The 25,883-nt window shown below is 48.4% G+C and carries 23 protein-coding genes; 16 read left to right on the top strand and 7 right to left on the bottom strand.

The window, feature by feature from the left end:
• Positions 1–167: 167 nt before the first annotated feature.
• Positions 168–1,652 (top strand): bifunctional 2-methylcitrate dehydratase/aconitate hydratase, encoded by a 1,485-nt coding sequence (locus ACJJIT_RS09890; RefSeq protein WP_252085807.1) that lies wholly within the window; start codon positions 168–170, stop codon positions 1,650–1,652.
• A 130-nt stretch (positions 1,653–1,782) separates the two neighbouring features.
• Here the strand turns inward: ACJJIT_RS09890 and ACJJIT_RS09885 are convergent, their stop codons facing one another.
• The gene (locus ACJJIT_RS09885) at positions 1,783–2,760 is read right to left on the bottom strand and encodes a porin (protein WP_444900844.1); all 978 of its coding nucleotides are present in this window, start codon (positions 2,758–2,760) and stop codon (positions 1,783–1,785) included.
• Between the two features lie 285 nt (positions 2,761–3,045).
• On the opposite strand from ACJJIT_RS09885, the gene ACJJIT_RS09880 reads away from it, so the two are divergent.
• From ACJJIT_RS09880 to ACJJIT_RS09825, 12 genes are all read left to right on the top strand, one after another.
• A complete protein-coding gene (locus tag ACJJIT_RS09880) occupies positions 3,046–5,619 on the top strand; it encodes a DNA internalization-related competence protein ComEC/Rec2 (RefSeq protein ID WP_444900843.1) in 2,574 nt (857 codons plus the stop codon).
• A 73-nt stretch (positions 5,620–5,692) separates the two neighbouring features.
• Positions 5,693–6,316, top strand: coding sequence for a MotA/TolQ/ExbB proton channel family protein (locus ACJJIT_RS09875; RefSeq protein WP_252085810.1), 624 nt, complete (start codon positions 5,693–5,695; stop codon positions 6,314–6,316).
• 15 nt (positions 6,317–6,331) lie between these two features.
• The gene (locus tag ACJJIT_RS09870; RefSeq protein WP_252085811.1) at positions 6,332–6,751 is read left to right on the top strand and encodes an ExbD/TolR family protein; all 420 of its coding nucleotides are present in this window, start codon (positions 6,332–6,334) and stop codon (positions 6,749–6,751) included.
• A gap of 116 nt (positions 6,752–6,867) precedes the next feature.
• Positions 6,868–8,682, top strand: a complete 1,815-nt coding sequence (gene msbA / locus ACJJIT_RS09865) for a lipid A export permease/ATP-binding protein MsbA (protein ID WP_444900842.1) — start codon at positions 6,868–6,870, stop codon at positions 8,680–8,682.
• 8 nt (positions 8,683–8,690) lie between these two features.
• Positions 8,691–9,725, top strand: coding sequence for a tetraacyldisaccharide 4'-kinase (gene lpxK / locus ACJJIT_RS09860; RefSeq protein WP_444900841.1), 1,035 nt, complete (start codon positions 8,691–8,693; stop codon positions 9,723–9,725).
• The gene (gene kdsB / locus ACJJIT_RS09855; protein WP_444900840.1) at positions 9,715–10,482 is read left to right on the top strand and encodes a 3-deoxy-manno-octulosonate cytidylyltransferase; all 768 of its coding nucleotides are present in this window, start codon (positions 9,715–9,717) and stop codon (positions 10,480–10,482) included. Before lpxK ends, kdsB begins: the two co-directional genes overlap by 11 nt.
• Before the next feature lie 10 nt (positions 10,483–10,492).
• On the top strand, positions 10,493–11,509 hold the full coding sequence (gene murB, locus ACJJIT_RS09850; protein ID WP_444900839.1) for a UDP-N-acetylmuramate dehydrogenase: 1,017 nt from the start codon (positions 10,493–10,495) through the stop codon (positions 11,507–11,509).
• Positions 11,510–11,990: 481 nt separating this feature from the next.
• Complete coding sequence (locus tag ACJJIT_RS09845; protein ID WP_252085817.1) at positions 11,991–12,644, top strand: response regulator; 654 nt, start codon at positions 11,991–11,993, stop codon at positions 12,642–12,644.
• A 39-nt stretch (positions 12,645–12,683) separates the two neighbouring features.
• Positions 12,684–14,498: an excinuclease ABC subunit UvrC gene (uvrC, locus tag ACJJIT_RS09840; protein WP_444886106.1), complete on the top strand. Its 1,815-nt coding sequence runs from the start codon at positions 12,684–12,686 to the stop codon at positions 14,496–14,498.
• A 106-nt stretch (positions 14,499–14,604) separates the two neighbouring features.
• Positions 14,605–15,171 (top strand): CDP-diacylglycerol--glycerol-3-phosphate 3-phosphatidyltransferase, encoded by a 567-nt coding sequence (gene pgsA, locus ACJJIT_RS09835; RefSeq protein ID WP_252085819.1) that lies wholly within the window; start codon positions 14,605–14,607, stop codon positions 15,169–15,171.
• 264 nt (positions 15,172–15,435) lie between these two features.
• On the top strand, positions 15,436–17,145 hold the full coding sequence (locus tag ACJJIT_RS09830) for a sulfatase-like hydrolase/transferase (RefSeq protein WP_444900838.1): 1,710 nt from the start codon (positions 15,436–15,438) through the stop codon (positions 17,143–17,145).
• Positions 17,146–17,201: 56 nt separating this feature from the next.
• On the top strand, positions 17,202–18,158 hold the full coding sequence (locus ACJJIT_RS09825) for a lipid A-modifier LpxR family protein (protein ID WP_444900837.1): 957 nt from the start codon (positions 17,202–17,204) through the stop codon (positions 18,156–18,158).
• Positions 18,159–18,228: 70 nt separating this feature from the next.
• Here the strand turns inward: ACJJIT_RS09825 and ACJJIT_RS09820 are convergent, their stop codons facing one another.
• The gene (locus ACJJIT_RS09820) at positions 18,229–18,702 is read right to left on the bottom strand and encodes an LEA type 2 family protein (protein WP_252085822.1); all 474 of its coding nucleotides are present in this window, start codon (positions 18,700–18,702) and stop codon (positions 18,229–18,231) included.
• Between the two features lie 189 nt (positions 18,703–18,891).
• Here ACJJIT_RS09820 and ACJJIT_RS09815 point away from each other — a divergent pair, with 189 nt between their 5' ends.
• Complete coding sequence (locus tag ACJJIT_RS09815; protein ID WP_444900836.1) at positions 18,892–20,064, top strand: dipeptidase; 1,173 nt, start codon at positions 18,892–18,894, stop codon at positions 20,062–20,064.
• 393 nt (positions 20,065–20,457) lie between these two features.
• Here ACJJIT_RS09815 and ACJJIT_RS09810 read toward each other — a convergent pair whose 3' ends face one another.
• From ACJJIT_RS09810 to ACJJIT_RS09800, 3 genes are all read right to left on the bottom strand, one after another.
• Positions 20,458–21,159, bottom strand: a complete 702-nt coding sequence (locus ACJJIT_RS09810) for a glutathione S-transferase family protein (protein WP_444900835.1) — start codon at positions 21,157–21,159, stop codon at positions 20,458–20,460.
• Positions 21,160–21,222: 63 nt separating this feature from the next.
• Positions 21,223–21,795, bottom strand: a complete 573-nt coding sequence (gene sigZ, locus ACJJIT_RS09805; protein ID WP_444900834.1) for an RNA polymerase sigma factor SigZ — start codon at positions 21,793–21,795, stop codon at positions 21,223–21,225.
• Positions 21,796–22,137: 342 nt separating this feature from the next.
• Positions 22,138–22,968: a TauD/TfdA dioxygenase family protein gene (locus ACJJIT_RS09800; protein WP_444900833.1), complete on the bottom strand. Its 831-nt coding sequence runs from the start codon at positions 22,966–22,968 to the stop codon at positions 22,138–22,140.
• Positions 22,969–23,313: 345 nt separating this feature from the next.
• Here ACJJIT_RS09800 and ACJJIT_RS09795 point away from each other — a divergent pair, with 345 nt between their 5' ends.
• Positions 23,314–23,469, top strand: coding sequence for a hypothetical protein (locus ACJJIT_RS09795; protein WP_444900832.1), 156 nt, complete (start codon positions 23,314–23,316; stop codon positions 23,467–23,469).
• A 98-nt stretch (positions 23,470–23,567) separates the two neighbouring features.
• Positions 23,568–23,696, top strand: a complete 129-nt coding sequence (locus ACJJIT_RS09790) for a DUF4113 domain-containing protein (RefSeq protein ID WP_444900831.1) — start codon at positions 23,568–23,570, stop codon at positions 23,694–23,696.
• A gap of 624 nt (positions 23,697–24,320) precedes the next feature.
• On the opposite strand, the gene ACJJIT_RS09785 is transcribed toward ACJJIT_RS09790, so the two are convergent.
• Both ACJJIT_RS09785 and ACJJIT_RS09780 read right to left on the bottom strand, forming a co-directional pair.
• The gene (locus ACJJIT_RS09785) at positions 24,321–24,629 is read right to left on the bottom strand and encodes a hypothetical protein (RefSeq protein WP_444890380.1); all 309 of its coding nucleotides are present in this window, start codon (positions 24,627–24,629) and stop codon (positions 24,321–24,323) included.
• A 121-nt stretch (positions 24,630–24,750) separates the two neighbouring features.
• Positions 24,751–25,290 carry a cysteine hydrolase family protein gene (locus ACJJIT_RS09780; protein ID WP_444900830.1) on the bottom strand — a complete coding sequence of 180 codons (540 nt, stop codon included), beginning with the start codon at positions 25,288–25,290 and terminating at the stop codon, positions 24,751–24,753.
• Positions 25,291–25,883: the final 593 nt, after the last annotated feature.

Genomic DNA, 25,883 nt, shown 5'->3' with positions numbered 1-25,883 from the left:
ATCTTGGTCGAATATTAGTGAAATTCACAGGATGACAATATACACAAAAAAGCAAGCCATCAATGTCGTAGCGCTCAAATCTTGTTATCCATTTACAAAGTGAAAGATACAGCTAAAAAATTACTAGGCTTATTTAATTTCTTCACAGTACCATCAGGCCTTCTGCTATGCGCACCGACTCAGACCAAACTGGCCATCTAATTTATGATCAGGTAATCCAGGATATTGCCGATTACGTTCTCAATTTTGAAGTTTATTCCAATGAGGCCTGGCAAACAGCGCGCTACTGCCTGATGGATTCCTTGGGCTGTGCTTTTCTTTCACTGCGTTTTCCCGAGTGTACGAAACTATTAGGCCCTCTAGTTGAGGGGACGGTGGTGCCCAATGGGGCTCGTGTGCCGGGTACCCAATTTTGCATGGATCCGGTTAAAGCTGCCTGGGATATAGGCTGTACTATCCGCTGGCTGGATTTCAATGATACTTGGCTGGCAGAAGAGTGGGGGCATCCATCTGACAATCTGGGCGCTATCTTGGCGGTGTGCGATTTCCTTTCTCAGAAGCGGCTGAGTGCAGGGGAAGAGCCCCTGACAATGGGAAAGGTGATGGAGGCGATGATCAAGGCTTATGAGATCCAAGGTGTACTGGCATTACAAAACAGCTTTAACCGCGTCGGCTTGGACCATGTATTGTTGGTTCGCGTGGCTTCTACAGCGATTGCTACTTGGTTGATGGGGGGGGGAAGGGAAGAATTACTGGCGGCGATTTCCCAGGCCTGGGTAGATGGTAGCGCCCTGCGTACCTACAGGCACTTCCCCAATACGGGTTCGCGTAAATCTTGGGCGGCAGGAGATGCCACGGCAAGGGGAGTTCGCTTGGCGGATATGGCCATGCGTGGTGAGATGGGTATACCAACCGTACTTACGGCGAAGCAGTGGGGCTTTTATGACGTGGCTTTCAGTAAAACCAATGCTGATCAGGTAATAAAACCGTTGGAGGAGCGGCAGTTCCGTTTTCCGCGTCGATTCGGCTCCTATGTAATGGAGAATATCCTTTTCAAGATTTCCTTCCCGGCAGAATTCCATGGTCAGACGGCCTGTGAAGCCGCGATAGTTTTACATCCATTGGTAAGGGGCAGGGTGCAAGACATAGAGAGAATTGTCGTGACTACTCACGAATCCGCAATACGAATTATTAGTAAAACCGGCCCCCTCTCCAATCCGGCGGACCGCGATCACTGCCTGCAATATATCGTGGCTGTGGCTCTTTTATTTGGGGATTTGCAGGCTAGTTTTTATGAGGATGAATTCCATCAGTCCCATCCGGAAATTGATGAGCTGCGCGGGAAAATTACCGTTGTTGAGGATGGCTGCTATTCGAAGGATTACCTTGATCCGGATAAGCGTTCAATTGCGAATGGTGTGCAGGTATTTTTTAAGGGGGGCAAGGCAACAGAGAATGTAGTGGTGGAATACCCCCTTGGTCATCGTCGCCGTCGTAAAGAGGGGATACCGCTTTTGTTGAAGAAATTCCATTCCAATCTGGCTGCACGTTTCCCTTCAGGCCAAGCAGAGAAAATATTAGCTTTATTTGCTGATCAACAACAGTTACAGGCAATGCCAGTTCATCTTTTTATGGATAAGTTGGTTATTTAATAAGCTGCCGCATTGCGGCTTTGGAACTTCCAACAAAAAAGGCGACCATAGGTCGCCTAATTCAAGCTCTTAAATCATACGACGGTCAAACAGCACTTCCCAATTCGGATGATCGTCGTTAAAAGCGCTCTTAGAACTTGTATTCAGCACCGATACCGGCATAGCTGCGGTCGTAATCGCCATCAGCTGTTTCGTCGGTGTAGAAGCCGAATACTTTAGCGGAGCTGTTGAACTTGTAGTCAACACCCAGGCTGTAAGTTTCGCCGTCTTCTTTCTTAATGTCAGACTGACCGTACTGAGCTTTCAGAGTCCACTGCTCGATTTTGTAAGCTACAGAGCTCATCCAGCCGTCAGCGTTTTCACCGTCAGCGTTTTCCTGGTCTTCGAACAGAGCACCAACCTGTACAGGGCCGATGTTGTACTGGGCTACAAAGCGCTGAACGTCAACGTCCTGGCCTTCAACGTCTTGGTCGAAAGCGTAGGCCATGTAAACGCCGTTGTTGTCGTAAGCAATAGAAGTGGAGATGCCGTTATTGCGCTTGATTTCTTTGCCTAAGATGTCACTGCCATCATCATTTTGGCCAATGATCTCGTAACCAATTACCTCATCTTTATTGCTGATATAAGCCGCAGAAGCTTTGAAGCCCGCGAAAGACGGGGTAGTGTACTGTAGAGCGTCTTCTTCGCGGTTGTCGCTGCTGGTGATCAGGCTTTTAATATCGCCTTCCAGGTCGTTGAACAGGTCAACTTTCTTCTGGGCAACTTTCAAAGGGGTGTCGAACTTACCCGCGATTACCTGACCGAAGCCGCCTTCCAGTCCAGCGTAGATATTGCGTTGAGAGAAAGTGTCATCAGCGTCGCCGTCCATATCTACTTCGTATTCCATACGGTAGATACCCTTGATGCCGTCGGTCAGGGCGATCTCACCCTTAACGCCCAGGCGGGAAGCGTTGCTTTGAACATCGGTTACAGAGCCGTCACCTTCGTCAGCAGACTGGAAGGTAACATTGGCTTTGCCGTAAAAGTCGAGGACATCGCCTTCTTCTTGGGCGTTGGCCAGAGTCGGGATCATGGCAACAATGGCCAGAGAGAGAGCGGTCTTATTCATAGTCGTCTCGCACAGTTTATGGTTGTGGGTTGAGGGGAAGCCTTCCGTTCAGTCTGTTGGTTGCCCCTCGATTTGGTGCGGATTCTGCGACCTGAATATTACAAACATATTAAACATGGCATTTTTCTTAAAAAAATATGACCAGCGGGTGCCATGTATTGCAGTTAAGACAGTCACTATGCGGCATGGCGCGCCGGTTATAGTCATCTTTTGGTTCTATGGTGCCTGTTTTGTGTGCGGTGTCAAATTTTCTGGTCTATTGCTATCACGGGGCTTCGGACGAGGATGAGAACCATAAATCCTGTACAAAAAAAGTGCAGGCTGGATGTGGATTGGGACCCTAAGACTACTCTGTGGCTATGGAGCCCTACGCTGGCCCTTTGGGTCTTCTCTCTATCAGTTGCTGCTATTGGTTTGTTGCCGTCTCTACCAGAAATAGGGGGAGTACTGTGGGTATATATTATTGCCTTTCTATTGGTGGTTTCCCTCCCTCAAACACGCGCTCTCTGCCTATTACTTGTCATCTCGTTGCTCGGTGCTCTCTGGGCTTTATCGAGCAATAAAGCCGCGCTTGAGCAGCGTTTACCTGAATCGGCTCATGGCATTGATCAACGCCTAAGGGTTGAGGTTGTATCCCTCCCCGAGGTGAGGAGTAATTCAGCGTTACAGAGGGGCGCTACCCGGGATATACGCTTCCAGGCGAGAATACTGGAGGCGGGGTCGGGGGAAGTTCATTCAGGCAGCCTTCTTTATCTCACCTGGTACCGCGCAGATGTTGAGGTGCAAAGGTTACTGCGAGGTAATAGCCACTGGGATTTGCCGGTGCGGTTAAAGCGTCCACACGGTAGTGTAAATCCCCATACCTTTGACTATGAGGGCTGGCTCTTACGGCGGGGTGTTTATGCAACGGGGTATGTGCGCCCGCAAAATGGCAACCCACAGTGGTTGAGCCAGGGCATGGGGCTATCCGCCCTGCGAGATGCTTTTAGGCAAAAGCTTCAAAGGCTACCGATAAACCAAAGCGCCCTGGTTACAGCACTGTTACTAGGGGATCGCAGCGGCCTTTCCCGTGCCGACAGTGACCTGTTGAAGCAGACAGGGACGTCACACCTTTTGGCAATATCGGGCCTACATGTGGGCATGGTGGCTGGGTTTTTACTGTTGTTGGGGCAGGTATTGGTGAGGGCTCTCGGGGTATTGATGGGGACCTGTCCCAGGTGGATTCCGATGTTGTTGGCGCTCATTGGCACTCTAACCTATACCTTGTTGGCTGGCGCTCCTCTCTCCGCCCAAAGGGCCCTGGTGATGACCTGGGTATTGCTGCTGGCTTGGCATTGGCGGCGACGGGTAGGCGCTGGCTTGGCTTTTTCTCTCGCTTTGGCATTAGTGCTATTTATCCAGCCATTGGCTTTCTTCGGAGCCGGGTTTTGGCTGTCATTCGCCGCTGTGGGTGCGCTTCTCTTGGGGTTTTCTGGGCGTAGCTCTGTTAGGCAGGAGAGGACAACGAAGAACGGTGTGGAGGGAAGTGAGACGAGTGCTCATGTGGGGATGAAAAGGCACGTTGAAGCTTGGTTTTTACGCTGGTTCTCCACCTTTGTACAATTATTGCGCAGCCAATGGCTGGTGGCGCTGGGTTTGATTTTACCCTCGGTAGTGTATTTTTCTGGGTACAGCTCTGGCGGGATGCTGCTGAACCTGATGGCCATTCCCTGGCTTGGCTTGCTAATACTGCCGGCCTTGATGCTTGGCACCTTACTGTTAGGGACTGGCCTTGGAATCTGGTGCTTTAAATTTGCTGACTGGCAACTGACTCTTCTCATGGAAATGCTGAAGTATGCCCGGGATTTTGTTCCAACCTGGCAGCCTTTGATAACGCCTCAAAGCACAACCCTACTTGTCCTATCCGCACTGGGCGCCCTGTTATTAATCTTACCCAGGGGGGTGCCGGGACGATATTTGGGCTGCTTGTTTCTGCTTCCTTTACTCCAATCTATGTTGCCTGTTTCGATATCAGGTCGTCAGGGGCTTACTTTCACCGCTTTGGATGTTGGCCAGGGTCTGGCTCTCTCGGTCCGCTCCCAAGAAGCGCGCCTTGTCTTTGACACCGGACCTCTCTCGTCATCGGGTTGGAGTGCTGGAGGGGCCATTGTTGCTTCTTATTTGAGTGGAGTCGGGGTGAGAGAACTCGATGTGTTGGTTGTCAGCCATGGTGACAGGGATCATGCGGGTGGGGTGGCGGCGCTATTGCAGTCACTGCCTGTCAATAATTTCTATGCTCCAGGGCAACTGGGAAAGAAACTGGTGGGGGATTTTGATATTCGAGCAGACTCCTGTGTCGCGGGTGAAAGGCTTTATTTCGGTGAGCTCTCTGTACGTTGGTTATGGCCACTGCAAAAAAAAATTGATGGAGAGGAAAATGATCAAAGTTGTGTGGCTCTAATTGAATGGCAGCAAGTGCGTATTTTACTTACTGGGGATATCACAAGCTCCGTAGAACGCCGTCTTGTGGAGCTTTATCCAATGGAGAAGCCAGTAGATTTATTGGTGGCGCCTCATCATGGTTCTAAGACTTCTTCATCCCAGACTTTACTGAGCTGGGCAAGGCCTGAGCGAGTGATATTCAGCGCAGGCTATCGTCATCATTTTGGCCATCCCCATGCGAATGTAGTCGCACGTTATCGTGCGATGGATACACAAATTTTTAATACAGCACAAAGTGGAGCTGTCGAGCTTTCTTGGCAAAGAGGCACCTCGGAGCCTGTGATCAGCTGGGGTCGTTCAGCGCCACGGTTTTGGTATGCGGATCACAATGGTGAGGCTGAGCCTAGTGGAAGACTTAGCCGCCGAGAGCAGCTGTGATAAAGTGCGACTCCTGCGTCTAAGATGCAGAAGAAATTCCTGAAATCCCTCTCGCTGTTTAGGGCCAAGAAAAGTGTTTGAAATAATAAAATCTGGCGGCTGGTTGATGTTGCCGATCCTGTTGTGTTCCGTTGCTGTTATTGCTATCAGCATTGAGCGTTTTTGGACGCTGAATCCCCAGCGTATTGCACCGCGCACTTTACTTGGAGAAGTGTGGGGGTGGCTAAAAAGCAACCAGGTCAATAGTGAGAAACTTAAGGAGCTGCGTGATTCCAGCCCACTCGGACGAATTTTTGCCGCAGGACTTTCCAATTCCCGCCACGGCCGTGAAGTAATGAGAGACAGTATTGAGGAAACTGCAAGCCAGGTAGTACACGAGCTGGAGCGTTTCCTCAATGCCCTCGGCACCATCGCCGCGATTGCGCCATTGATCGGTTTGCTTGGGACTGTCATCGGTATGATCCAGGTTTTCACGGCAATTATGCTGGAGGGCACCGGCAATGCGGGTATTTTGGCCGGTGGTATCAGCCAGGCTCTGATTACTACGGCGGCGGGTTTGACTGTGGCGATTCCAGCGCTAATGGCGCACAGATACTTCCAGCGCCGAGTGGATACTATTGTGGTAACCATGGAACAGGAAGCCGTGAAGCTGGTGGATGCCTTACACAGTGACCGCAAAATTGAAAAAGCGGCCTGAGTGAGGTAGCAATCGATGCAATTTCGCCGCCAAACCAAAGAGCAGGATGGGGTAAACCTTACGCCATTAATCGATGTGGTCTTTCTTCTGCTGATTTTCTTTATGGTGTCGACCACATTCACCAAAGAGAGCCATTTGAAGTTAAATTTGCCCGAGGCCGCTGGGCCTCAGGCAGAAGAGCAGCCTCGTTCTGTTGAAATTCTGATCAGTGCCGATGGTTCTTATTCGGTAAATGGCCAGGGGTTGATCAACAAAAAGTTGACCACTTTGAAATCTGCGCTGTCGGAAGTTTCTGCAGGCGAGTACAATCGCCCGCTTGTGATAACCGCCGACGCTACAGCTCACCATCAGGCTGTGGTGCGGGCAATGGATGCCGCTGGACAGCTAGGCTTTGTCAACCTAAGCATTACTACACGGCAACCAGAAGAGAACTAGCGCGCTGGGCTTTGCTTTAATGCCAGGGATGGACGATTAGCCTTGCGAGCGTACTCGCCCCACTGCCTAAGGGTTTGGGGCGAGTCCAGTCATTGGTCTGTATGAAGAAAGTAACCATGCCCCCCCGTAAACCACAGCACGGGGCGCACACCTATCGTCGTTTACTCGCGTACGCTCGGCCGCACCTAGCGATTTTTGCTGTTGCAGTGCTGGGATTTTTCCTGTTTTCCACCATGGGCGTCAGCTTAATTGCCGTTACGGAGCTGCTGTTAGATGCGGTGGGCGCTGGTATCCAAGAAAGCAGAGGTTTTCTCTCGAAATACGTAGCCTCCTATTATCCCGATGGGGTAATGCCACAGGAGACTGCGCGTTGGCTGGTACCTCTGGCCATGCTCATCATTATTCTGCTGCGTGCGATTGGTAACTTTGTTGGCAGTTATGGTCTCTCCTATGTGGGGCGCGCAATTATTCACCAGTTGCGCTCGCAGTTGTTTGAGAAGATTGGCCAGCTGCCTAGTGCCTATTTTGATCGTTACACGGGTGCCTACCTGATTTCCAAAGTCTCATACAATGTTGAGCAGGTTACCAATTCCATTACCAAGGCGGTTAAGGTTTTATTTCGCGAGACTTTTACTACCGTTGCGCTGCTGGCTTACTTATTGTTGGTGAACTGGAAGCTGACATTGACCTTTTTCCTTTTTGCCCCCTTGATTGCTCTAATCGTGCGTACGGTGGGCAAACGATTCCGTAAACTGAGCCATCGCATCCAAAACTCCATGGGTGATGTCACTCATGTTACCCAGGAGGCGATTAATGGCTATCAAGTAGTACGGATGTATGGTGGCCAAAAATATGAAAATTCACGTTTTGAATCTGCCAGTGACAATAACCGCCGACAATTTATGAAGCTGGTGGTGGCCAACAATGCCAGCGTGTCGGTGATTCAGATTCTGGTTGGCCTATCTACTGCCACTATTGTGTGGTTTGCCCTGGCTCCGGGTATGGTGGAATCCATGACCGCGGGGGTCTTTGCCGCTTATATTGGTGCCGCAGCTTCTCTGGCCAAGCCGGTTCGCAGCCTTTCAGAAGTTTTTGCAGATATTCAGAAGGGAATTGCCGCCGCGGAGAGTATTTTTGAAGTAATGGATACCCCCAGTGAGCCAGAGGGCGGCCACGAGGTGCTGCCCAAGCCTGTGCGTGGTGCGGTTACCTTTGAGTCTCTCGATTTTAGTTACGATGAGGCCGCTCCCCAGGTGCTGTCGAATATTAGCTTCTCGGTGGAGCCGGGCGAAACAGTTGCGCTGGTAGGGGCGTCGGGTTCCGGTAAAACAACGCTTGCCAGTCTGCTGGCGCGTTTTTACGAGCCCACTGGCGGGCGGATCCTTCTTGATGGAGTCGATATTTCAACGGTTCCCCTACAAGATTTACGCCGACATATCAGCATGGTGTCCCAAAATATCGTCCTATTTAACGACAGCGTCTATCGCAACATCGCCTATGGCGATTTGGAAGGAGCACCGAAAGAGAATGTCTTGCGGGCTATCGAGTTGGCGCATGCGGCTAACTTTATTGAGGAGCTACCTCAAGGTTTGGAAACTGTATTGGGGGACAATGCCCAGATGCTTTCCGGTGGCCAAAGACAGCGATTGTCTATTGCGCGGGCGCTATTAAAAGATGCACCGGTATTGATTCTCGATGAGGCAACTTCAGCACTGGACAATGAATCAGAGCGCCATATCCAGTCGGCTCTGACAGAAGTTATGAAAAATCGCACCACCTTTGTGATAGCCCACCGTCTCAGTACGATTGAAAGTGCCGATCGAATCCTGGTTATGGAGAAAGGGCGTATCGTAGAGAGTGGCAAGCACAGCGAACTGCTCGCCCGGGGTGGGCGCTATGCCACATTATTACAACAGCAGACAATGGGTTAGGGCACTGGATGTCACTGGAAGACTGGTTCAACAAGCGCTGGTACAAGAAGGACGGTACAAGCCCTGCCTTATCTCTGCTTACGCCTTTGGAGTTGCTCTATAGCGGAGTGAGTAATCGGCGCAGGGTGATCAGTTCCCGCACCCCATCGGAACCACTATCGGTACCTGTTATTGTTGTAGGCAATATCACCGTCGGTGGTGCTGGTAAGACGCCATTAGTGGCAGAGTTGGCTCGCTGGCTAAAAGAGCGGGGGAAAAATCCCGGGATTGTTAGCCGTGGCTATGGTGGCCGTGCAGAGCAATATCCCTACCAGGTAACTGCTCAGTCTCACCCTCTGGAATCCGGTGATGAACCGCTGATGTTGCATTTGATCACCGGGGTACCGGTGATGGTTTCCCCCAATCGCAGTGAAGCGGCGAGGGCGTTAGTTGATTACCACCAGTGTGATGTGATTCTCTCTGATGATGGTTTGCAGCATTACAGCCTCTGGCGAAGCTTTGAAATCTGCGTGGTGGATGGCAGTCGCGGTCTCGGTAATGGGCATATGCTCCCTCGTGGCCCTTTGCGGGAACCCATTAGTCGTTTACAGAGTGTCGATTTGGTGGTGAGTAATGGCGAGCCTGAAGCCAGTGTGAAACAGCAGTGCGGTGCGCTACTGGAATACCAGATGACTCTGGAGCCTGCCTGCTGGCACCAGTTTAACCTTGATCAGACCTCTACGCTGCGCCTGACCTCAGGCCCTGAGCCAGGCCCCTGCCATGGGGTGGCAGCGATAGGAAACCCCAAACGTTTTTTCCGCGCACTGCAACGTATGGGCTACAAGGTGATGGAGCAGCCCTTTGCGGATCATCACCAGTTCAGCCCCCAGGAGCTGCATTTCGATGGCGAGACACCAGTGATTATGACGATGAAAGACGCGGTGAAGTGTCGCGATTTCTGGGAGAGTCACTGGTGGGCGCTGGAAGTGCGTGCCAAGTTGCCAGATCTTTTTTATCAGAAGGTGCACCAGCACCTGCAACAGTTCTCCAAAGATGAAAAATAAACACTCATTTGATGTCATTATTCCCGCCCGCTTTGGCTCCAGTCGTTTACCGGGCAAGCCCTTGGCAGATATTGCCGGCAAACCCATGGTTCAGCATGTCTTTGAGAGGGCTTGCGAGAGTGATGCAGAGAGAGTCATCGTTGCCACCGACGACATGCGTGTAGCGGAGGCAGTTCGAGGCTTTGGCGGTGAGGTGTGTATGACCTCTGCTGATCACGCATCGGGCACTGACCGCCTACAGGAAGTCGCTGTTAACCTGGGTTTAGCCGATGACCGTATTCTGGTGAATGTACAGGGGGATGAGCCTTTAATTCCTGCTCAGGTAATTAATCAGGTAGCCGCTAACCTTGCGGAAAATACCCGCGCCGGTGTGGCTACCCTGTGCGAACCTATTCTTACGGTGGAAGATTTCCGCAACCCTAATATTGTTAAGGTGGTTGCTGCACAATCCGGGTTAGCCCGCTATTTCTCCCGTGCCCCAATACCTTGGCCGCGCGATGCCTTTGCTGTGCACGCAAATGAGTTGCCGCAGGGGTTGGAACCACGTCGTCATATCGGTATCTATGCTTATCGTGTAGCGCTGCTGCAAAGTTTTGTTACTTGGCCAGTGGCGCCACTGGAGCAGTTTGAAGCCCTAGAGCAGCTGCGTTTTTTGTATCACGATGAGAATATTCATGTGGCTGTTGCCTGTGCGGAGGTGCCCGGTGGTGTAGATACCGAGCAGGATCTCCAGCGAATGCGTGAGCTTCTCGGTTAAAGTTACCTGCATGATAGAAACTGATATTGACCTGCAGCCCCACAATACCTTGGCAATTTCGGCTCGTAGCGCCCACTTTGCCAGGGTGCAAAACCTGGATCAGCTGCGAGAGGCATTGGCCTTCGCCAGAACACAGAAATTACCAATCTTACCCTTGGGGGGTGGTAGCAATGTTGTGTTGACCGATGATTTCCCAGGTCTTGTTATCCAGGTCGACTTGCGAGGACTTTTAATAGAGCCCAATAGTCAGGGGCATACTATTGAAGCTGCGGCTGGGGAAAATTGGCACCAGCTGGTTATGGCTACTGTCAGCAGTGGCATAGGTGGACTTGAAAATCTTGCACTGATTCCCGGTAAGATTGGTGCGGCACCGATCCAAAATATAGGTGCCTACGGTATCGAGTTGTGTGATCGCTTTACAAGCTTGCAGGCTATGGAAGTTGCCACAGGTGAGCTGCACGATTTTACTAAAGACGATTGTGGTTTTGCCTATCGGGATAGTGTTTTTAAAGGGCGTCTGCGCGACCAGTATATTATTACCCAGGTGAATTTGCAGTTGCCACAAGACTGGCAGCCGCGCGTTGACTACCCGGCACTGCGCCAATATATTTCGCAGCACAATTGGGATGCAAACCACCCGACACCTACTCAGATTGCTCAAGCAGTTATTGATATCCGGAGTAACAAACTGCCTTTGCCTACTGAGATCCCCAATGCTGGGAGTTTTTTCAAAAACCCGGTGGTAGATACGGATCTTTATCAGAGTCTAAAAGCAGAGCATCCCGATCTAGTTGCTTTCGCGGCCGGCGAGGATTGGAAGCTTGCCGCTGGTTGGTTAATAGATCGCGCTGGCTGGCGCGGTTTACGGCGCAGTGCGGTTGGAGTCCATGAGCGCCAGGCACTGGTGCTGATTAATCCTGGTAGGGGAGCAGGCCGTGAATTAGTACAGCTTGCTCAGGATATTGCTGCCGATATACATTCAAAATTTGGTGTTTCCCTCGAGCCGGAGCCACGCTTTTACCCTTAAAGCTCAGTAAATAACTGCCTTTCGAGTATTCGCAAAGTGCGAGCCCCAAGTCCTGTCTGGTTTTGATGGCAGGACTTTATACTGGTTTCTATAAAGAATTCTGCTATAGCTGTTAGAAATATAAAATCTATTGACTATTGCAAAGTACAAAAAATTTTTTTTATTTCTTGAATTTTCGTTTCCTCAAGTCATGCGGCAAAGGCCGGCTTGAGTGCAGAATGATTAGCTGTTACGTTTCTAGGTTATAATTAATCGCTATATACAAGCCAAGATCCTGCGGCTAAACATCAGTTAAACAGCATTTGAGACGGTTGTGGCGCTTTGCAGTAGCGTTTTTGTCTGGTATGTTGCGACTGGATTCTTGGGGAGGATCTGCGCGGAGTAGTTTCTCCGTGAGTAAAAAGAAGAACGCAGTTCAAGAGCACGCGCGAGGGGATTGTACGCCGCGTAGCCACTGCACTTATCCGTAGTTGGGGATAGCTTGATCAAAGTCTTAGTGGTGGATGATCACGACCTTGTGCGAATGGGGATTTCGCGCATGTTGAGTGACGTCGAGGATATTGAAGTTGTTGGCGATGCGAATTGTGGCGAAGAAGCGCTGGAATTCGTGCGTGAGACTGCGGTTGATGTCATCTTGATGGATGTAAAAATGCCAGGAATGGGTGGCTTGGAGGCGACCCGCAAGCTGTTAAACCGCTGTCCTGAAGTCAAAGTAGTGGCTGTTAGCGCCCTGGATGACGACCTGTTTCCTGGCCGCCTTATGCAAGCCGGTGCTATGGGTTATGTGACCAAGGGGGCAGATCTTGAAGAGATGGTGCGTGCAATTCATACAGTAATGAATGGTGGAGTTTTTATCAGTAACTCCATGGCTACCAAAATGGCTCTGCGCAATGTCTCAGGCCAATCGGATAACCTTTCTCCCTTTGAAAAACTTTCTAAACGTGAGTTGCAAACTGCGGACATGATTGTGAATGGAGCCAAGGTTGCCGAGATTGCCAAGTCCCTTTCGGTCAGCCCTAAAACCGTTAATAGCTACCGTTATCGGATATTTGAAAAGCTGAATATTAACAGCGATGTGGAATTGACCTTGCTTGCCGTCAAGTATCAGATACTCGACCCGGAAGCAGCGCTCTAATATCCGTGTATTTACTGAAGCGGCAAGACCGGTTGTCAGATGTTCGATAGCAAGCGTTTTCTCTCTACAGTTACCCGCAAGCCTGGCGTCTATCAAATGTTCGATGCCAGTAACCATATACTTTATGTGGGTAAGGCGAAAAATTTACGCAATCGGCTTGCCAGTTATTTTCGCAGCTCTGGGCTCACAGCCAAGACCATGGCGCTGGTGCAGAAGATCGGGAACATCGAAGTAACTGTTACTCGTAGTGAAACCGAGGCATTAGTACTCGAACAAAGCCTGATTAAATCCCAGCGTCCGCCTTACAATGTGATGCTGAAAGATGATAAGGGCTATCCTTACATCTTTCTTTCCAGTGTTGACACTTTTCCCCGCATAGCACTCCATCGTGGAGCTAAGCGAAAGAAAGGCCGCTATTTTGGTCCTTTTCCCAATGCCTCTTCTGTACGCGATAGCCTGAATTTTTTGCAAAAGACCTTTCGTATTCGCTCTTGTGAAGACAGCGTGTTTCGCAATCGATCCAGGCCCTGCCTGCAATATCAGATTGAGCGCTGTACGGCACCCTGTGTAGACTTCATCAGTCCCGAGGAGTATCGCCAAGATGTACGCCACGCAGAAATGTTTCTCACTGGCAAGAGCGATAATATTATTCGTGAACTGGCCGATGAAATGGATGAAGCCTCAAGAGCGTTGGAGTTTGAAAAGGCCGCGCGCTTCAGGGATCAAATATCCGCACTACGGCGTCTTCAAGCGGATCAAGTGGCAGAGGGTGATACAGGGGATGTTGATGTCCATGGTGTTGCCACCGAGGGTGGTAGCTGCTGTGTGCATGTACTTTTTATCCGACAGGGGAGAATTCTTGGTAGTCGCAGCTTTTTTCCCAGTGAGCGTTTGGGCTTAAGCCACCCTGAATTACTTTCGGCCTTTGTGGCTCAATTTTATCTCGGTAGTCCAAGAGAAATTCCCCGTGAAATTCTAGCCTCGGAATCTATAGAAGATGTGGTTCCGCTGCAGCAGGCACTCGGTGCTCAGGCAGGGCGAGACATTTCAGTTACCCATAAACTGCGAGGCAAGCGCGCTACCTGGGTGGAAATGGCCCAGCAGGCGGCTCAGCAGAATTTAAGTAGCCGCACTGCAGCGCAGCAGAAGTTGTTTAGTCGTTTTGAGGCCCTTCAAGAAGTGCTTGGACTGGAACAGTTGCCCGAGCGGCTGGAATGCTTTGACATCAGCCACTCCTCGGGTGAGGCCACGGTTGCTTCTTGTGTGGTTTTTGATTCAGGCGGTCCAGTTAAGTCAGATTATCGTCTCTTTAATATTGATGGCATTCAGGCTGGTGATGATTATGCTGCAATGGGGCAGGCACTTAAGCGTCGCTACACGCGCCTATCGGGAGGTGAGGGTAAGTTCCCTAATATCCTGTTAATTGACGGTGGCAAGGGGCAGGTCAGTCAGGCGGTGGATACCCTCAATGGCCTGGGCGTTGTAGGTGTTCAGATAATCGGAGTGGCCAAGGGCACTACCCGTAAAGCAGGTTTTGAGACCTTACATATCGTTTCCAGTAATCAGGAACTGGTACTTTCGGCGGACTCCCCGGCATTGCACCTGATTCAACAGGTTAGAGATGAGGCCCATCGATTTGCAATTACCGGGCACCGCGCGCGGCGTGACAAAAAACGAAGGGAGTCCCCTCTGGAGGGTATTGCTGGCGTGGGCCCCGCACGTAGACGCGCATTGCTTCGCCATTTTGGCGGTCTTCAGGAAATTAAGAAGGCTACAGTGACAGAAATTGCTAGTGTAGATGGCATCAGTCGCAAGCTTGCGCAGGATATATACTCGGCACTACATCACGAGTAAAAATGCAGGGCACAGGCGGCGGATTTTTTCTCCGGGTTTCTCATTGAGCGTTTCAATTTGCCCCACAGCTTGATAACGTACGCCCTCCGCAAGAACAGAGAAAAGTATGACACTCGCCAACCAACTTACACTGCTTCGCGTCGCACTGATACCTGTCCTGGTTTTGGTTTTCTATTTACCTTATAAATGGAGTTACATTGCTTCTGCCGTTATTTTTTCAGCTGCCGCAGTTACCGACTGGCTTGATGGCTACCTAGCAAGGAAACTTAATCAGAGCACTGCCTTTGGCGCCTTTCTTGACCCTGTTGCAGATAAGTTAATGGTAGCTACTGCGCTTGTATTGCTTGTGGGTCTGCACAAAAGTGCCTGGTTCACTGTGGCTGCAGCCATTATTATCTGCCGGGAGATCGCGGTCTCAGGTTTGCGCGAGTGGATGGCAGAACTGGGGCAGCGCAGTAGTGTTGCTGTGTCCTATGTCGGGAAGATAAAAACAACCGCACAAATGGCGGCAATCATAGTGCTTCTCGCTTTTGATGTCCGCGACTTTCCTGTAATGGAAACTCTGGGCTATCTACTGCTGTATATTGCCGCGGCTCTGACCCTTTGGACCATGGTGATGTACTTACGCGCAGCCTGGCCTGTATTGATGGCAGATAATCATAAGTCTCTGTAACCTAGATCCCTGTTATTGCCGATCTCGTTATTTTAGGTGTCCTTCTGTATGCTGTGGGGCACCTATCCCTCCATGACTTAAATTCTTTCCTTCCTGTCGGAACCACTGGGCCTTTGTAGGGCCTGGCCACTCATAAAAACTTTCTAGTTGTCGCCACTTATAGCGCTCCCATGACACCTTTCTTCTAGAGTGATGCATTGGGGTTGTAACACAGTTAATAAAAGTATTGCACTTCCAGCCACACTTACTGAGGGAGGATGGACTGTGACAGTGAGGCAAATCTTGATCGGGTTGCTGGTGTTTCTGAGCTGGATGCCTGTGCAGGCACAGATAGTACATGACGCTGAATACTATGTGTTGAAAATGCAAAATGGTGAGCGCTGGCAGCAAGAAGACTCAGAAATAACCAGGCGGTTACAGGCTCTACGGGATAAATATGGGCAGCCCCCCAATATTGTTTTCCTTCTCTGGGATGACACGGCCTTTGGTGCTGTTGGATTTCCTGCATTACAAAAAAATTTCGGTTACTCAACACCAAACTTAAATAAGATGGCCGCAGAGGGTATCAACTTTACTCGCATGTACTCTGAACCTTCCTGTACTCCAACCCGCGCTGCTGTGCTTACCGGTCGCCATCCGGTGCGCTTTGGCATGGGGGCTGTGGGGATGCCCCATGAATTTTCTGGGCTTCGTGCTGAGGAAGTAACCATTGCGGAGGTGCTGTCCAGAGCCGGGTATGCCACTGGGTTCTTTGGGAAAGGCCACTTGGGAGATATTGAGGAGAGCTACTTGCACAACCAGGGGTTTGATGAGGCGTTATTTACCCCAATGAACCAGATAACCTCTCTTTTTAACCCTCAAGCTAATGCCGTAAATGCGGTGCTGGGTATGTTTCCTGAGATATACCCTCCAGACCCTTATCGCCTGGATAACCCCGGTTTGGTTCCCACCGGTTGGGTCATGAATATTGAAGGTGAAAAAGGACAGCCTGGTAGGGAGTGGTGCGGGACTTCCAATGAGTGTTTCAGCAAGTTCGACCCCGAGGCGGAGCGTCGTACCATAGCGTTCATTCGTAAGAACGCTGAAGCCAACAAGCCTTTCTTTGTGGCCTACTGGCCTAATTTTTTGAATTTTATGGCCGCCTTTATGCCCAAGCCATCCGTTTCTGGTTTGATGGTGGCGGATTCATTTCCCGCAGTGGATGACTTCGCCGGCCAGTTAATGGCGGAGCTACAAGCGCTGGGTATCGCAGAAAACACTCTCTTTGTAGCCATGGCAGACAATGGTCCCATGGTGCACAGTCCCCCTGCGGGTTGGGGTATGCTCCCCATGTTATATCGGGGAGGCAAAGGGGATTTCACTGAAGGAGGGGTAAGAGTCCCAGCCTTTGCCTGGTGGCCAGGTATGGTTCAACCCGGCCAGGTAGTGGGAGATATTATTCATATCGCCGACCTGTACACCACATTTGCCAGGCTTGCTGGCGCCTCTGAGTATATTCCAACCGACAGAGTGGTGGATGGTTTGGATCAGACTGCACTGCTGCTAAATGGCGATACCCATAGTCGTCGGGATTATGTCTTTATCTATACCGGCAACCAACTAGGAGCTACGGTAAAAGGGCGCTATAAGCGTCACTGGATAGGCGCTGGTGAGGTTGCGTCTTCAGGGATGCCAGAGGCCTACTACGATCTTTACATGGACCCGCGTGAGGAATATCCGCAATTAGTGCCTTTGATATACACCCAAGGGCAGTTCAATCATATGCTTGCACGGCATCGGCTCTTTAAGAAAAAGTATCCTGATGTGCCAAGCGGAAAGGGTATCCCCTACACCGGGCTTGCCAATGCGCGCCCTGAGACCAAAGCCATTGGCCAACGAGTTCGAGCAGTCGTGGAAGAAATGCCATTTAGCATTGAGGAATACCTGGAGTTTCAAATCCCTGGGGCCGATAAGGTTGGGGATTGGGGGCATTAATCACCGGATTTTGATCTGGACAAACTGGTTCAATCATTCGAGAGGGCAGGTTAAGGGTGCTTATTAATAGAAAAAAACTTTCAGCTTCTATTGTCGGTTTGCTGTCTGTCTGCCACGCCTCAATGCTTTGTGCGGATGACTCACCAAAAGGGAAGTTACAGCTTGAACTAGTAAATGATGCACTTTTCCAGACAGACAGAGACTATACAGGCGGTTTCTTTGTTCGTTGGAGCCCTATAGGAAAGCCCTACACCTTGAGGTTTGGTCAGGAGATTTATACTCCAGATCATCTTGGTAGATCTGAACCCATTAATGAAGAGCATCCCTATGCAGGTTGGAGCTATTTAGGCATAAGATACAAATATCAAATTTTAAATCAGTGGATGATTGATTTAACACTTGATGCCGGAACAGTCGGCTCTAGAGCGGGCGCTCGCCAAACACAGAAATTTATGCACTGGATTGTCTCGTCTTCTCCCCCCAAAGGATGGGATTCCCAGGTCTTCAATGAATGGGGACTGATGCCTGAGCTTAAGTTAGATTATCACTTACTCCAGAATGTCATATGGGGCACAAGCTATCGACTAGTGCCTTACCTACGTTGGAAAACAGGTAATATCGTCAGGGACTTTGGTGCAGGGGTGCGAGTTTTATTGGGAAGCTCTTTACCCGCCTTTAGTGCCGCGTCCTCCCCCCTTGAGGGTGGGCGTTACTGGTATTTACAGGCTGGGTTAGAGCATAGAACTGTTCAAAGGAATGTATTGATGGAGGGCAATTCAAAGACTAAGGGAGGAGTAAAAATCTTCAGCTATGGTGTCACCCCTGAGAAGGAGGTGACGTTTGCGAATATCGGCGCTTTCTTTGGTCGAAACTCTTACGAATTCGGCTTGAAGATCAGGTATAACACAAAAATTTATGAGTCCCAGTCCCATCCTGACGAGGGGTTCCTCAGTCATAACAGTGCACCAATGGGTAACTTTGTAATGTCCCTGATCCTTACCAAGCAAATTTAGCGGGTGAGTATTGAGGAGGGCAAGCAGGCGGCCCTCCACAGACCGACAAGTAGTAAATCAAGCGAAAGAGTTACCGATATTGGTTCAAGTGAATGACCCCACTTCTATTCACCTTAATTGAGGGAAGTAGTGATTTACGCAAGCCTATTTTTGCTTCTAGTTCATAGGGTATTGAGTGCTGATTTAAGTTAATGAGGTTTACAGCGGCAAAGATTGAGCCGACTATGCTAGCTGTTGCATCCACAGCGATATCATCCTGGCCGTAGGGGGCGATGGGCATCAGGTTATTTGAGGTTCCCGTCAAAACCTTATGCCCACCTAGCCGCAGAGTGTAGAAAAGACCGGAGAGTGCCAATTCACTATTGTTTGGGTTGAAAACGCGAAGGTGAATTCGAAATCTGAGATTATTGCCATCTCTTGTAGGAAGAGGTTCCACGGCGACCACTTCTACTTCAGGTTTTTGGAAGCTCGGTGAAAGTGCCGCACAGCCACTAAATAGTACTGTAATCAACAATATTAGAATAAATCGATAATAATTTGTCACTATGATTCCTTGGTTTTCCTAAATATTGACCTGGACACCAGATTAAGGTGATGTTGTGTGTGTATTTTGAGCGTATTGACTTTTAATTGATCATTGAGTGTTTCCAAACCTAGCTGGCTCCTGACATGCCGCAACGTCTCAGGTTATAACCCCAATCGTGTACAAGACTACTGGCATCAGGAAATCATAATGAAGACTTGGCTTATAAGTTTGACAGCAGTGGCATTAATATTGTTCGCGAGCTGGAAATGGCTTTTGCTGCCAGGAATTGAGCGAAGTTTAAACAAGATTAGTGTTGGTGAGCCCCCTAAAATTCCCGAACAAGCTGAAGCTTTGCATAGATCACTCATTGTTGGTGATTTGCATGCAGATAGCTTCCTCTGGTCTCGTGATTTGTCAAAGGAGGTAAACTATGGCCATCTTGATCTACCCAGGGCACGGCGTGGTAATTTGGGAATGCAGGTTTTTACCTCTGTCACTAAGTCTCCCCGGGGCATGAACTTAAATGAAAACTCTGCTAGTGCTGGTGACAATATAACCTTACTGGCAATTGCTCAAGGTTGGCCGCCGCGAACATGGAATAGCTTGTTGGAGCGGGCACTTTTTCACTCTGAAAGGGTTACTAAGCTACAGGAATCTTCTCCCGAGAAATTTCGCATTGTGCGTAATGCGGAAGATCTGAGGCAAATCCTCCAGGCCCGGCAACAAGGCGCTAGCACCCTCGCAGCAATTCTTGGTATTGAAGGGGCCCACCCATTAGAGGGTGAGTTATCCAATATTGACCGCCTTTATGAGGCCGGTTTTCGAGTGATGGGATTACAGCACTTTTTTGACAATGAACTGGGTGGATCTTTGCATGGGCAAAGTGGGGCTGGTTTAACAGAGTTTGGTCGGTCAGCTGTGCAGGAGATGGATAAACGTTCAATTGTTATCGACGTAGCCCACTCCTCAGAGCCTGTTGTGAGGGATGTGTTGGCTCTGACCAAAAGGCCTGTAATTATTTCTCATACTGGCCTGAAAGGTATGTGTGATTCGCCGCGTAATATTAGCGATGACCTAATGAAGGAGATTGCCGATCAAGGGGGCTTGATCGGCATTGGATTTTGGGAAGAAGCGGTATGTGATAATAGCCCCCACAATATTGTTAAAACAATCCGCTACGCCATAGATCTATTAGGGGTTGATCATGTTGCCCTTGGTTCAGATTATGATGGCACCGTTGAAGTTTCTTTTGATGCTGGTGATTTGGGGATTTTGACCGCAGAAATGCTAAGTCAAGGGTTTACTGAAGAGGAAATTCGCAAGGTCATGGGTGAAAATATGCGAGACTTTTTCCTGAAGAACTTACCCCAAGGGGATTGAAATTTACTTTCTGAGGTTATTCGAGAGAGAGCTGTCATTCCAACCTGTAAGAACTGGATCAGAGTTATTGGGATGTATTCGGGAGATGGTGATTCTTGAAGGGCATGTGAATCACTATCCATTTGTTCGGAGCCTGACAATCTCCTAACAATTTAACTTCATCTAGATATTAATCCAGACATCTAGAAATATCTGATCTCGCATAACATTGTAACATCAAGGGTAAATAGGGTTGCTTTGACTTGTTGACTACTATGAGCTCCGAAGTAGTTGCAGTGAATAAAATGACAAGGACTAATGATTTATTCGAGTTATGTAGTATGTTTGTGCTGGGTAAATTGACACGCTTTCTCTTTGTACGCCCCTCTTTCAAGGGGCGTGCGGTAGAGAAGATTAGCAGCAACTCCCATTGGCGCAAGAGTTATCTAGATTGTGGGTACTTGCCTTGTTACCTCCAAGAAAAGTATTTTCTGATAGGTAGAAATCTGTAAAGAGCTTTTCGAAATCTTCAGGTACTGATTTTTCTGGCAATCCAGTATTCAGAATGGCAGTTTGCCATGCCTTTACTTTTGGGTAGTCGACAATGAAGTCGTACCCGGAACGTGCTTTGATAATGGCAGCTCGGTGAAGAAGTGGTAGCCAGGCAATATCGACATTACTTAGCGTCGCGCCTTTAAAATATGGCCCCTGTCCTAAAGCCTTTTCAGCTCGCTCAAAAACTTTGCTCAGTTTTTCGCTGCGCTCAGCCAGTGTTTGCTTATCTTTACTACGCTGAGCAGAGCACTGTAGCAAATAGTTCTTTGCTGCCTGGTAACTCCAGGCTCGGTCGCGCGCACGTTGTTCTGGAGTGAGCCCTGACTCTAGAGGTGGGGCTATTTCATTTAAGTACTCAACAATCGCATCGGACTCAAAGAGGGCCTCCCCAGAATCGGTGATTAGAACTGGTACCTGGCCAGTGGGTGAGATATCCAGGAACCACTGAGGTTTATCATTCAAGCTAATGTACTCAATTTCATAGGGAATCTCTTTTGCTTCAAGAAGGGCGGTTACTCGCTGAACAAAAGGGCATATTTTAAAGCTGACAACCTTGATCATAATTCGTCCTCGTCATTGGTTTGTATTTATATGACGGAAGCTTTTTGAAAAAGACGAAACTATTTAACAATTTTTATGGTGTTTTGATTTCGGCACATAATCGATCACTGTTCCATGGCTGTCGTGAGTGAAATGGCAGCAGTCCTCAAATAGTTTGCGCAGTTGGCTTCTACCTTTTTGTACTCTGGATTTTAAGGTGGAGTAGGGGATTTTATGCTCTGTCGCATAAGATTTTTGTGACTGACCTTCCAGTTCAATAGCCTTTAGTAGAGCAGCTGAGTCCTGTGGGAGCGCGTTAACAAAAGGCTCTATACAGGCTGATAACCTACGCTGCGTTTCTGAATCCTCTTCAGGTAACAACAAGTTGTCTTCGAGTTCTACTTCCTTGAGCCTTCCATTTTCACGGTAGAAATCAATAACCGTCCTATTGGCTATCTGAAATAGCCAAGATTTGATACTTTTTTGATCCCTTACTGTATGGATATTCCTGTGAATCTTTATCAGGATCTCTTGGAGCAGATCATCAACTGCATCGGCAGATGAAACCTTTGAGCTGAGAAAAGCTCGCAGGGCTGAACGATATTCTTTCCAAACAGAATCAATAGTCATATTTTTTATCGCTCTTGCGTTATGCATTTTTTTGACCAGCTGGTTTCAGCCACTTGTTCGAAATTAGATGAGAAGAACCCTTTCGCTTTCATCTAAGTTTAGCGGCGGCGTAAGATACTAATCAAATCCAGTAGATAAGAGTCGTTCAGAGGGGTAGAGACAAGTTTGTAGAGAAAACACTAGAGGAAGGTGGAGTAACTGGATACTTCTCGGGGGTCGGGCTTTGTCTAGAAGTTGCCTTGTTTTAATAGTCGCTAATGACACATACTTAACCACTGATGATTAAAGCCCCCGGCCAGTGTGAGGAGTCTATCTGGGGCGCAGCCGAACCTTTTCACTGACGGTAAACTGCGACGCCCCAAACTCTGGTCAGACAGCTTCTAATGCTCTTCCAGCAAGGGTGATACGGTGCATTAGGCGGAACTGTCCCTGATAATCATTTTCGGCAGAATGCCAGGTAGAGCGGTTATCCCAAAATGCGACTGAGCCCGGCTCCCAATTGAAGCGGCATGTATAGCCATTAGTGAGCACGTGGGCAAATAGGAAGTTCAATAGAGGTCTACTTTCCTCAGGTGTCCATCCCTCAAAGCGCAGTGTGAATCCTGGATTTACATAGAGAATCTTGCGCCCGTTATCGGGGTGCTGGATTACCACCGGATGAATCGCTTCTCCAACTTCGTTGACGCCCCCAAGTTGTGATGACAAATCTGTTGATTGGTAGTAACCATCCTCACCATATACGTGGACATTGGAATGTACGGCCCTAAGTGTTTCCAGTGTTTGCTTTAGCCCATTGGAAAGACTTTCGTACGCCTTTTGTAGGTTGGCGAAGTGGGTATCGCCTCCGGATTTAGGTAATTCTCTGGCAACCAGAATCGAGCCGAGGGCTGGTTCCTGATCATAAGAATGATCAGTATGCCAGCCACCGCCTACATTGGTTTCCTGATCTTTCTCCTTGCGTACTTCAGCGATGCCTGGATATTCCTGAGTGTGGGTGAAAAACTTATTGATGACAATTTCGCCCCAGCGGCGGGCGAAGGTCAAGTGCTCCTCAGGGGATAGAGACTGGTTGCGAAAAAATAGCACGCCATGATCAGCGAAAGCCTGGCGTAGTTCGCTTAGTTCGGTACTAGATAAATTAGCTAGCTGTATGCCTTCCACGAGCGCACCACAGCCTGTTGAGAACTGAGAGATATGCATGATAGGTGTCGCATCAAATGAATGTCATCGCATAATAAGATATTCGTAAAGAGGTTCAACCTTTTGTAATTCACTTTTCCCAATGCTTTTGGCTCTATCAAAATAAAAGGAAATAAAATTAATGAGTTACAAAAATTGATATATTTTGCGTCATATTTCTATAGATCTATAGCAACTATCCCATAACGCAACTTTGATGCTAAGCAAAAAAATCTCAATATTTAATAACTTGATGTACTTCCTGAATTCCGTGCTGGTTGCACATTCATCTGGTGCGACCTTCTCTAGAAATTACTCTGAATGGTGATATCTCCCACAGAGTAATGGCTATCCTGCGGGAATTAGGTGCCAAAGTGGAGGTTTACAGCCTTACATGTATTCCTACATGCCTTACCCCGTGAGCCCAATTACTACAGTCGCAGCGCCGTAGTGCAGACCCCATACTCCACCGGTGCCACGGGGGTGATCGTGCGGCTGGTAAGAGAAACCATTGCGGATTGATAGCCTCCCGGCTGCCGCTTTATGAAAGCGGCAGCCGGGCTAGACGTAATAATCCCCCGTGCCCTGAGTCGGGGCAATGGGGCAGGGAAGGGGAGATCATGCAGGCGATGGACTGGATTAATGAAAAGTTTAGGCGCGGGAATTTGTTTTTAGGGGCCGAAGGCATTCAGAAAAAGTGGAAGATGCGTCGTCAGGTGTTTATATCGCCTGCTTATACCACTCGGTAGGGGGGATTTGCCGAGAGTTGTGATTTGAGGGTTTGGTTAATTTTCAACCTTGTGAATAAATGCCTCGCCCAATCTTTGGTTTTAAGTAGAGGAGATGAAAAACCCTCTTCACTTGTTATACCGATCTGATAGCACTTACAAAGCCTTCTACCAACTGGTCTGTCAAAGTTGCAGGAATACTATGAAAAATCAATTACAAATATACGATCGAGTAAACGAACTTCTCTGTACTGTACAGGGGAAACCTCTTGCATAATGGTAATTGTCTCTGCTCTTAAGCAAGAATTCTTTCCACTGGTGGGTTTATCCCCCTTTCAAAATACAGTAAATTTCTTTTACTCGGTTACATTCATTCGAATTGAATAGAAAGTCTTTTGGAGTGCAACTAATGTATCTCCGCCTTCTCAATAGGTTCTACTTTAAAATTAAAAATCTACGCTCATTGAGCGTATCTTCAGAGTCTGATTGCCCTCAATATTCGATTATCTCCTCTCCCTTATACGGCTCATTTCTTTTTCAAAAGCTAACTGATTTCGCTCTTCGCTCAAACGAAAGTCGGCTTTAGCCCGCGCCCTGTGAGCTACGCAGAAGGCTGCAGAAGCTTAATGGAGTTGTTATATAGGCTTAGCCGTACAGCTGTCTCTTTGCTTTCCTTACCTTGTAATTTAAGTAGAAAAAGACGAAAAAATTAATCAGCGGAAGTATGCTTAAAATAGAAACAGTCAGTGCAGGCAGCTTCCTGAATAATTTTAGTGATAGCCCACCGACTGTAACAAACAATAGCAATGCACAAGTAGCGCTTAGCGTAATAGATATATCAGATGACAATAGCTCTTTGCGCTTTGCAATTTTAGCTAAAAACCAAAGTGTAAAACTGATATTAAGTGCGATATGCCAATACGTTATTTCTTTTGCGGCTTGATTTCCTAACATCTAACCTCCTTGTGGTGCCCAGAATTTTGGCACTTGAGCGATAAATAGCTCTTTTAGCAATGGCAAATTACGGAGCCAAAGGCAGAGTAATTTGTCCGTTTGTCTAAATCTATTAGGCCTTTCATAGTACGATCTCACTGGCATTGATTGCAGTTGCTCTTGCGCTATAGCTGGTAATATTCTCCCAAGTGCAGTTATGATGCTTGGATATCGTATTTGCAGGAATAATATCGTTATCTACAGTTGTGTGGCCATCCGCTATGACGGTGACAGTGTAGCCAAGCGATAGGGCACACCTTAACGTACTATCTACGCAAAACTCACTTTGCATGCCGCATATAATTAGCTCCTGAATATCTAATCTATCCAGGTGGTCTTTGAGATCGGTGTCCTTGAAAGAGTCTGAGGCCTGCTTTCTTACGTAAATATCTGAGTCTGAGTTCTCTAGCTCTTTTGGAAGTTGCCAGCTCTCTGTCTGATACCTCAAAGCATCTGACTCAGTATCATGCTGAATATAAATGACCGGGGCACCAGCCTGTCTTGCTCGCGACGCAACTAGATTGATGTTATCGATTACCCCAAGTGCATTATATGTAGCTCCTTTACCGTGACAAAGAGCGTTTTGAACATCGATAACTAAAAGGGCTTTGCTTTGGGACATTAAGAATCCATATGTTGTTGGTCTGACAGTTACATTGTGACCTTATCACAACGACTATTATTTCATTTGCAAATATACGTCAACTAGCTTCTTCCTGCAGCTAAATTAATAGGCTGCAGCTACTTGGTACTGTAGAGACAAGTGGAAAAGTAGCCATCATGACCGCTATCAACTTTTCTAGTGATCACACGGCTCATTGGTTAGAAGGGGGGATCTTTGATTTTTAAGAGTCTCCCAAAAATAACAGCGCGATGATCGAAAATTCAATTGAGTATGATTATAAATGGCCCGGTATCAGGTCAGTCCAGGTTGATTTCTGGTGGTAATTTAAGGGGATAAAAAATGTTCAAGACTCATGACTAACTCATCGATATACACAGAATAAAATAGGCTGTTTTCTTAGGCTGCGATTCCCCAGAAAGCTAGCAGCTAAGGGGCTTGAGGGCTTCTCTATTAACTACTGGTACAGTATGTGAGTATCTCAATGGGGTAATGTTGAGCAATGATGACCGTAAGCAGGCTGGGGCGATAAGCGCGTGGTGAGAAAATGCTATTGTAAGAGTTATTCTGGGTCGCCCGTGAATGACTTCTTC

The sequence above is a fragment of the Microbulbifer mixtoriginis (SeqCode) genome (assembly GCF_052467515.1).
Note: the sequence above shows the minus strand (reverse complement) of the source record. Positions and strands in the feature narration are given on the sequence as shown.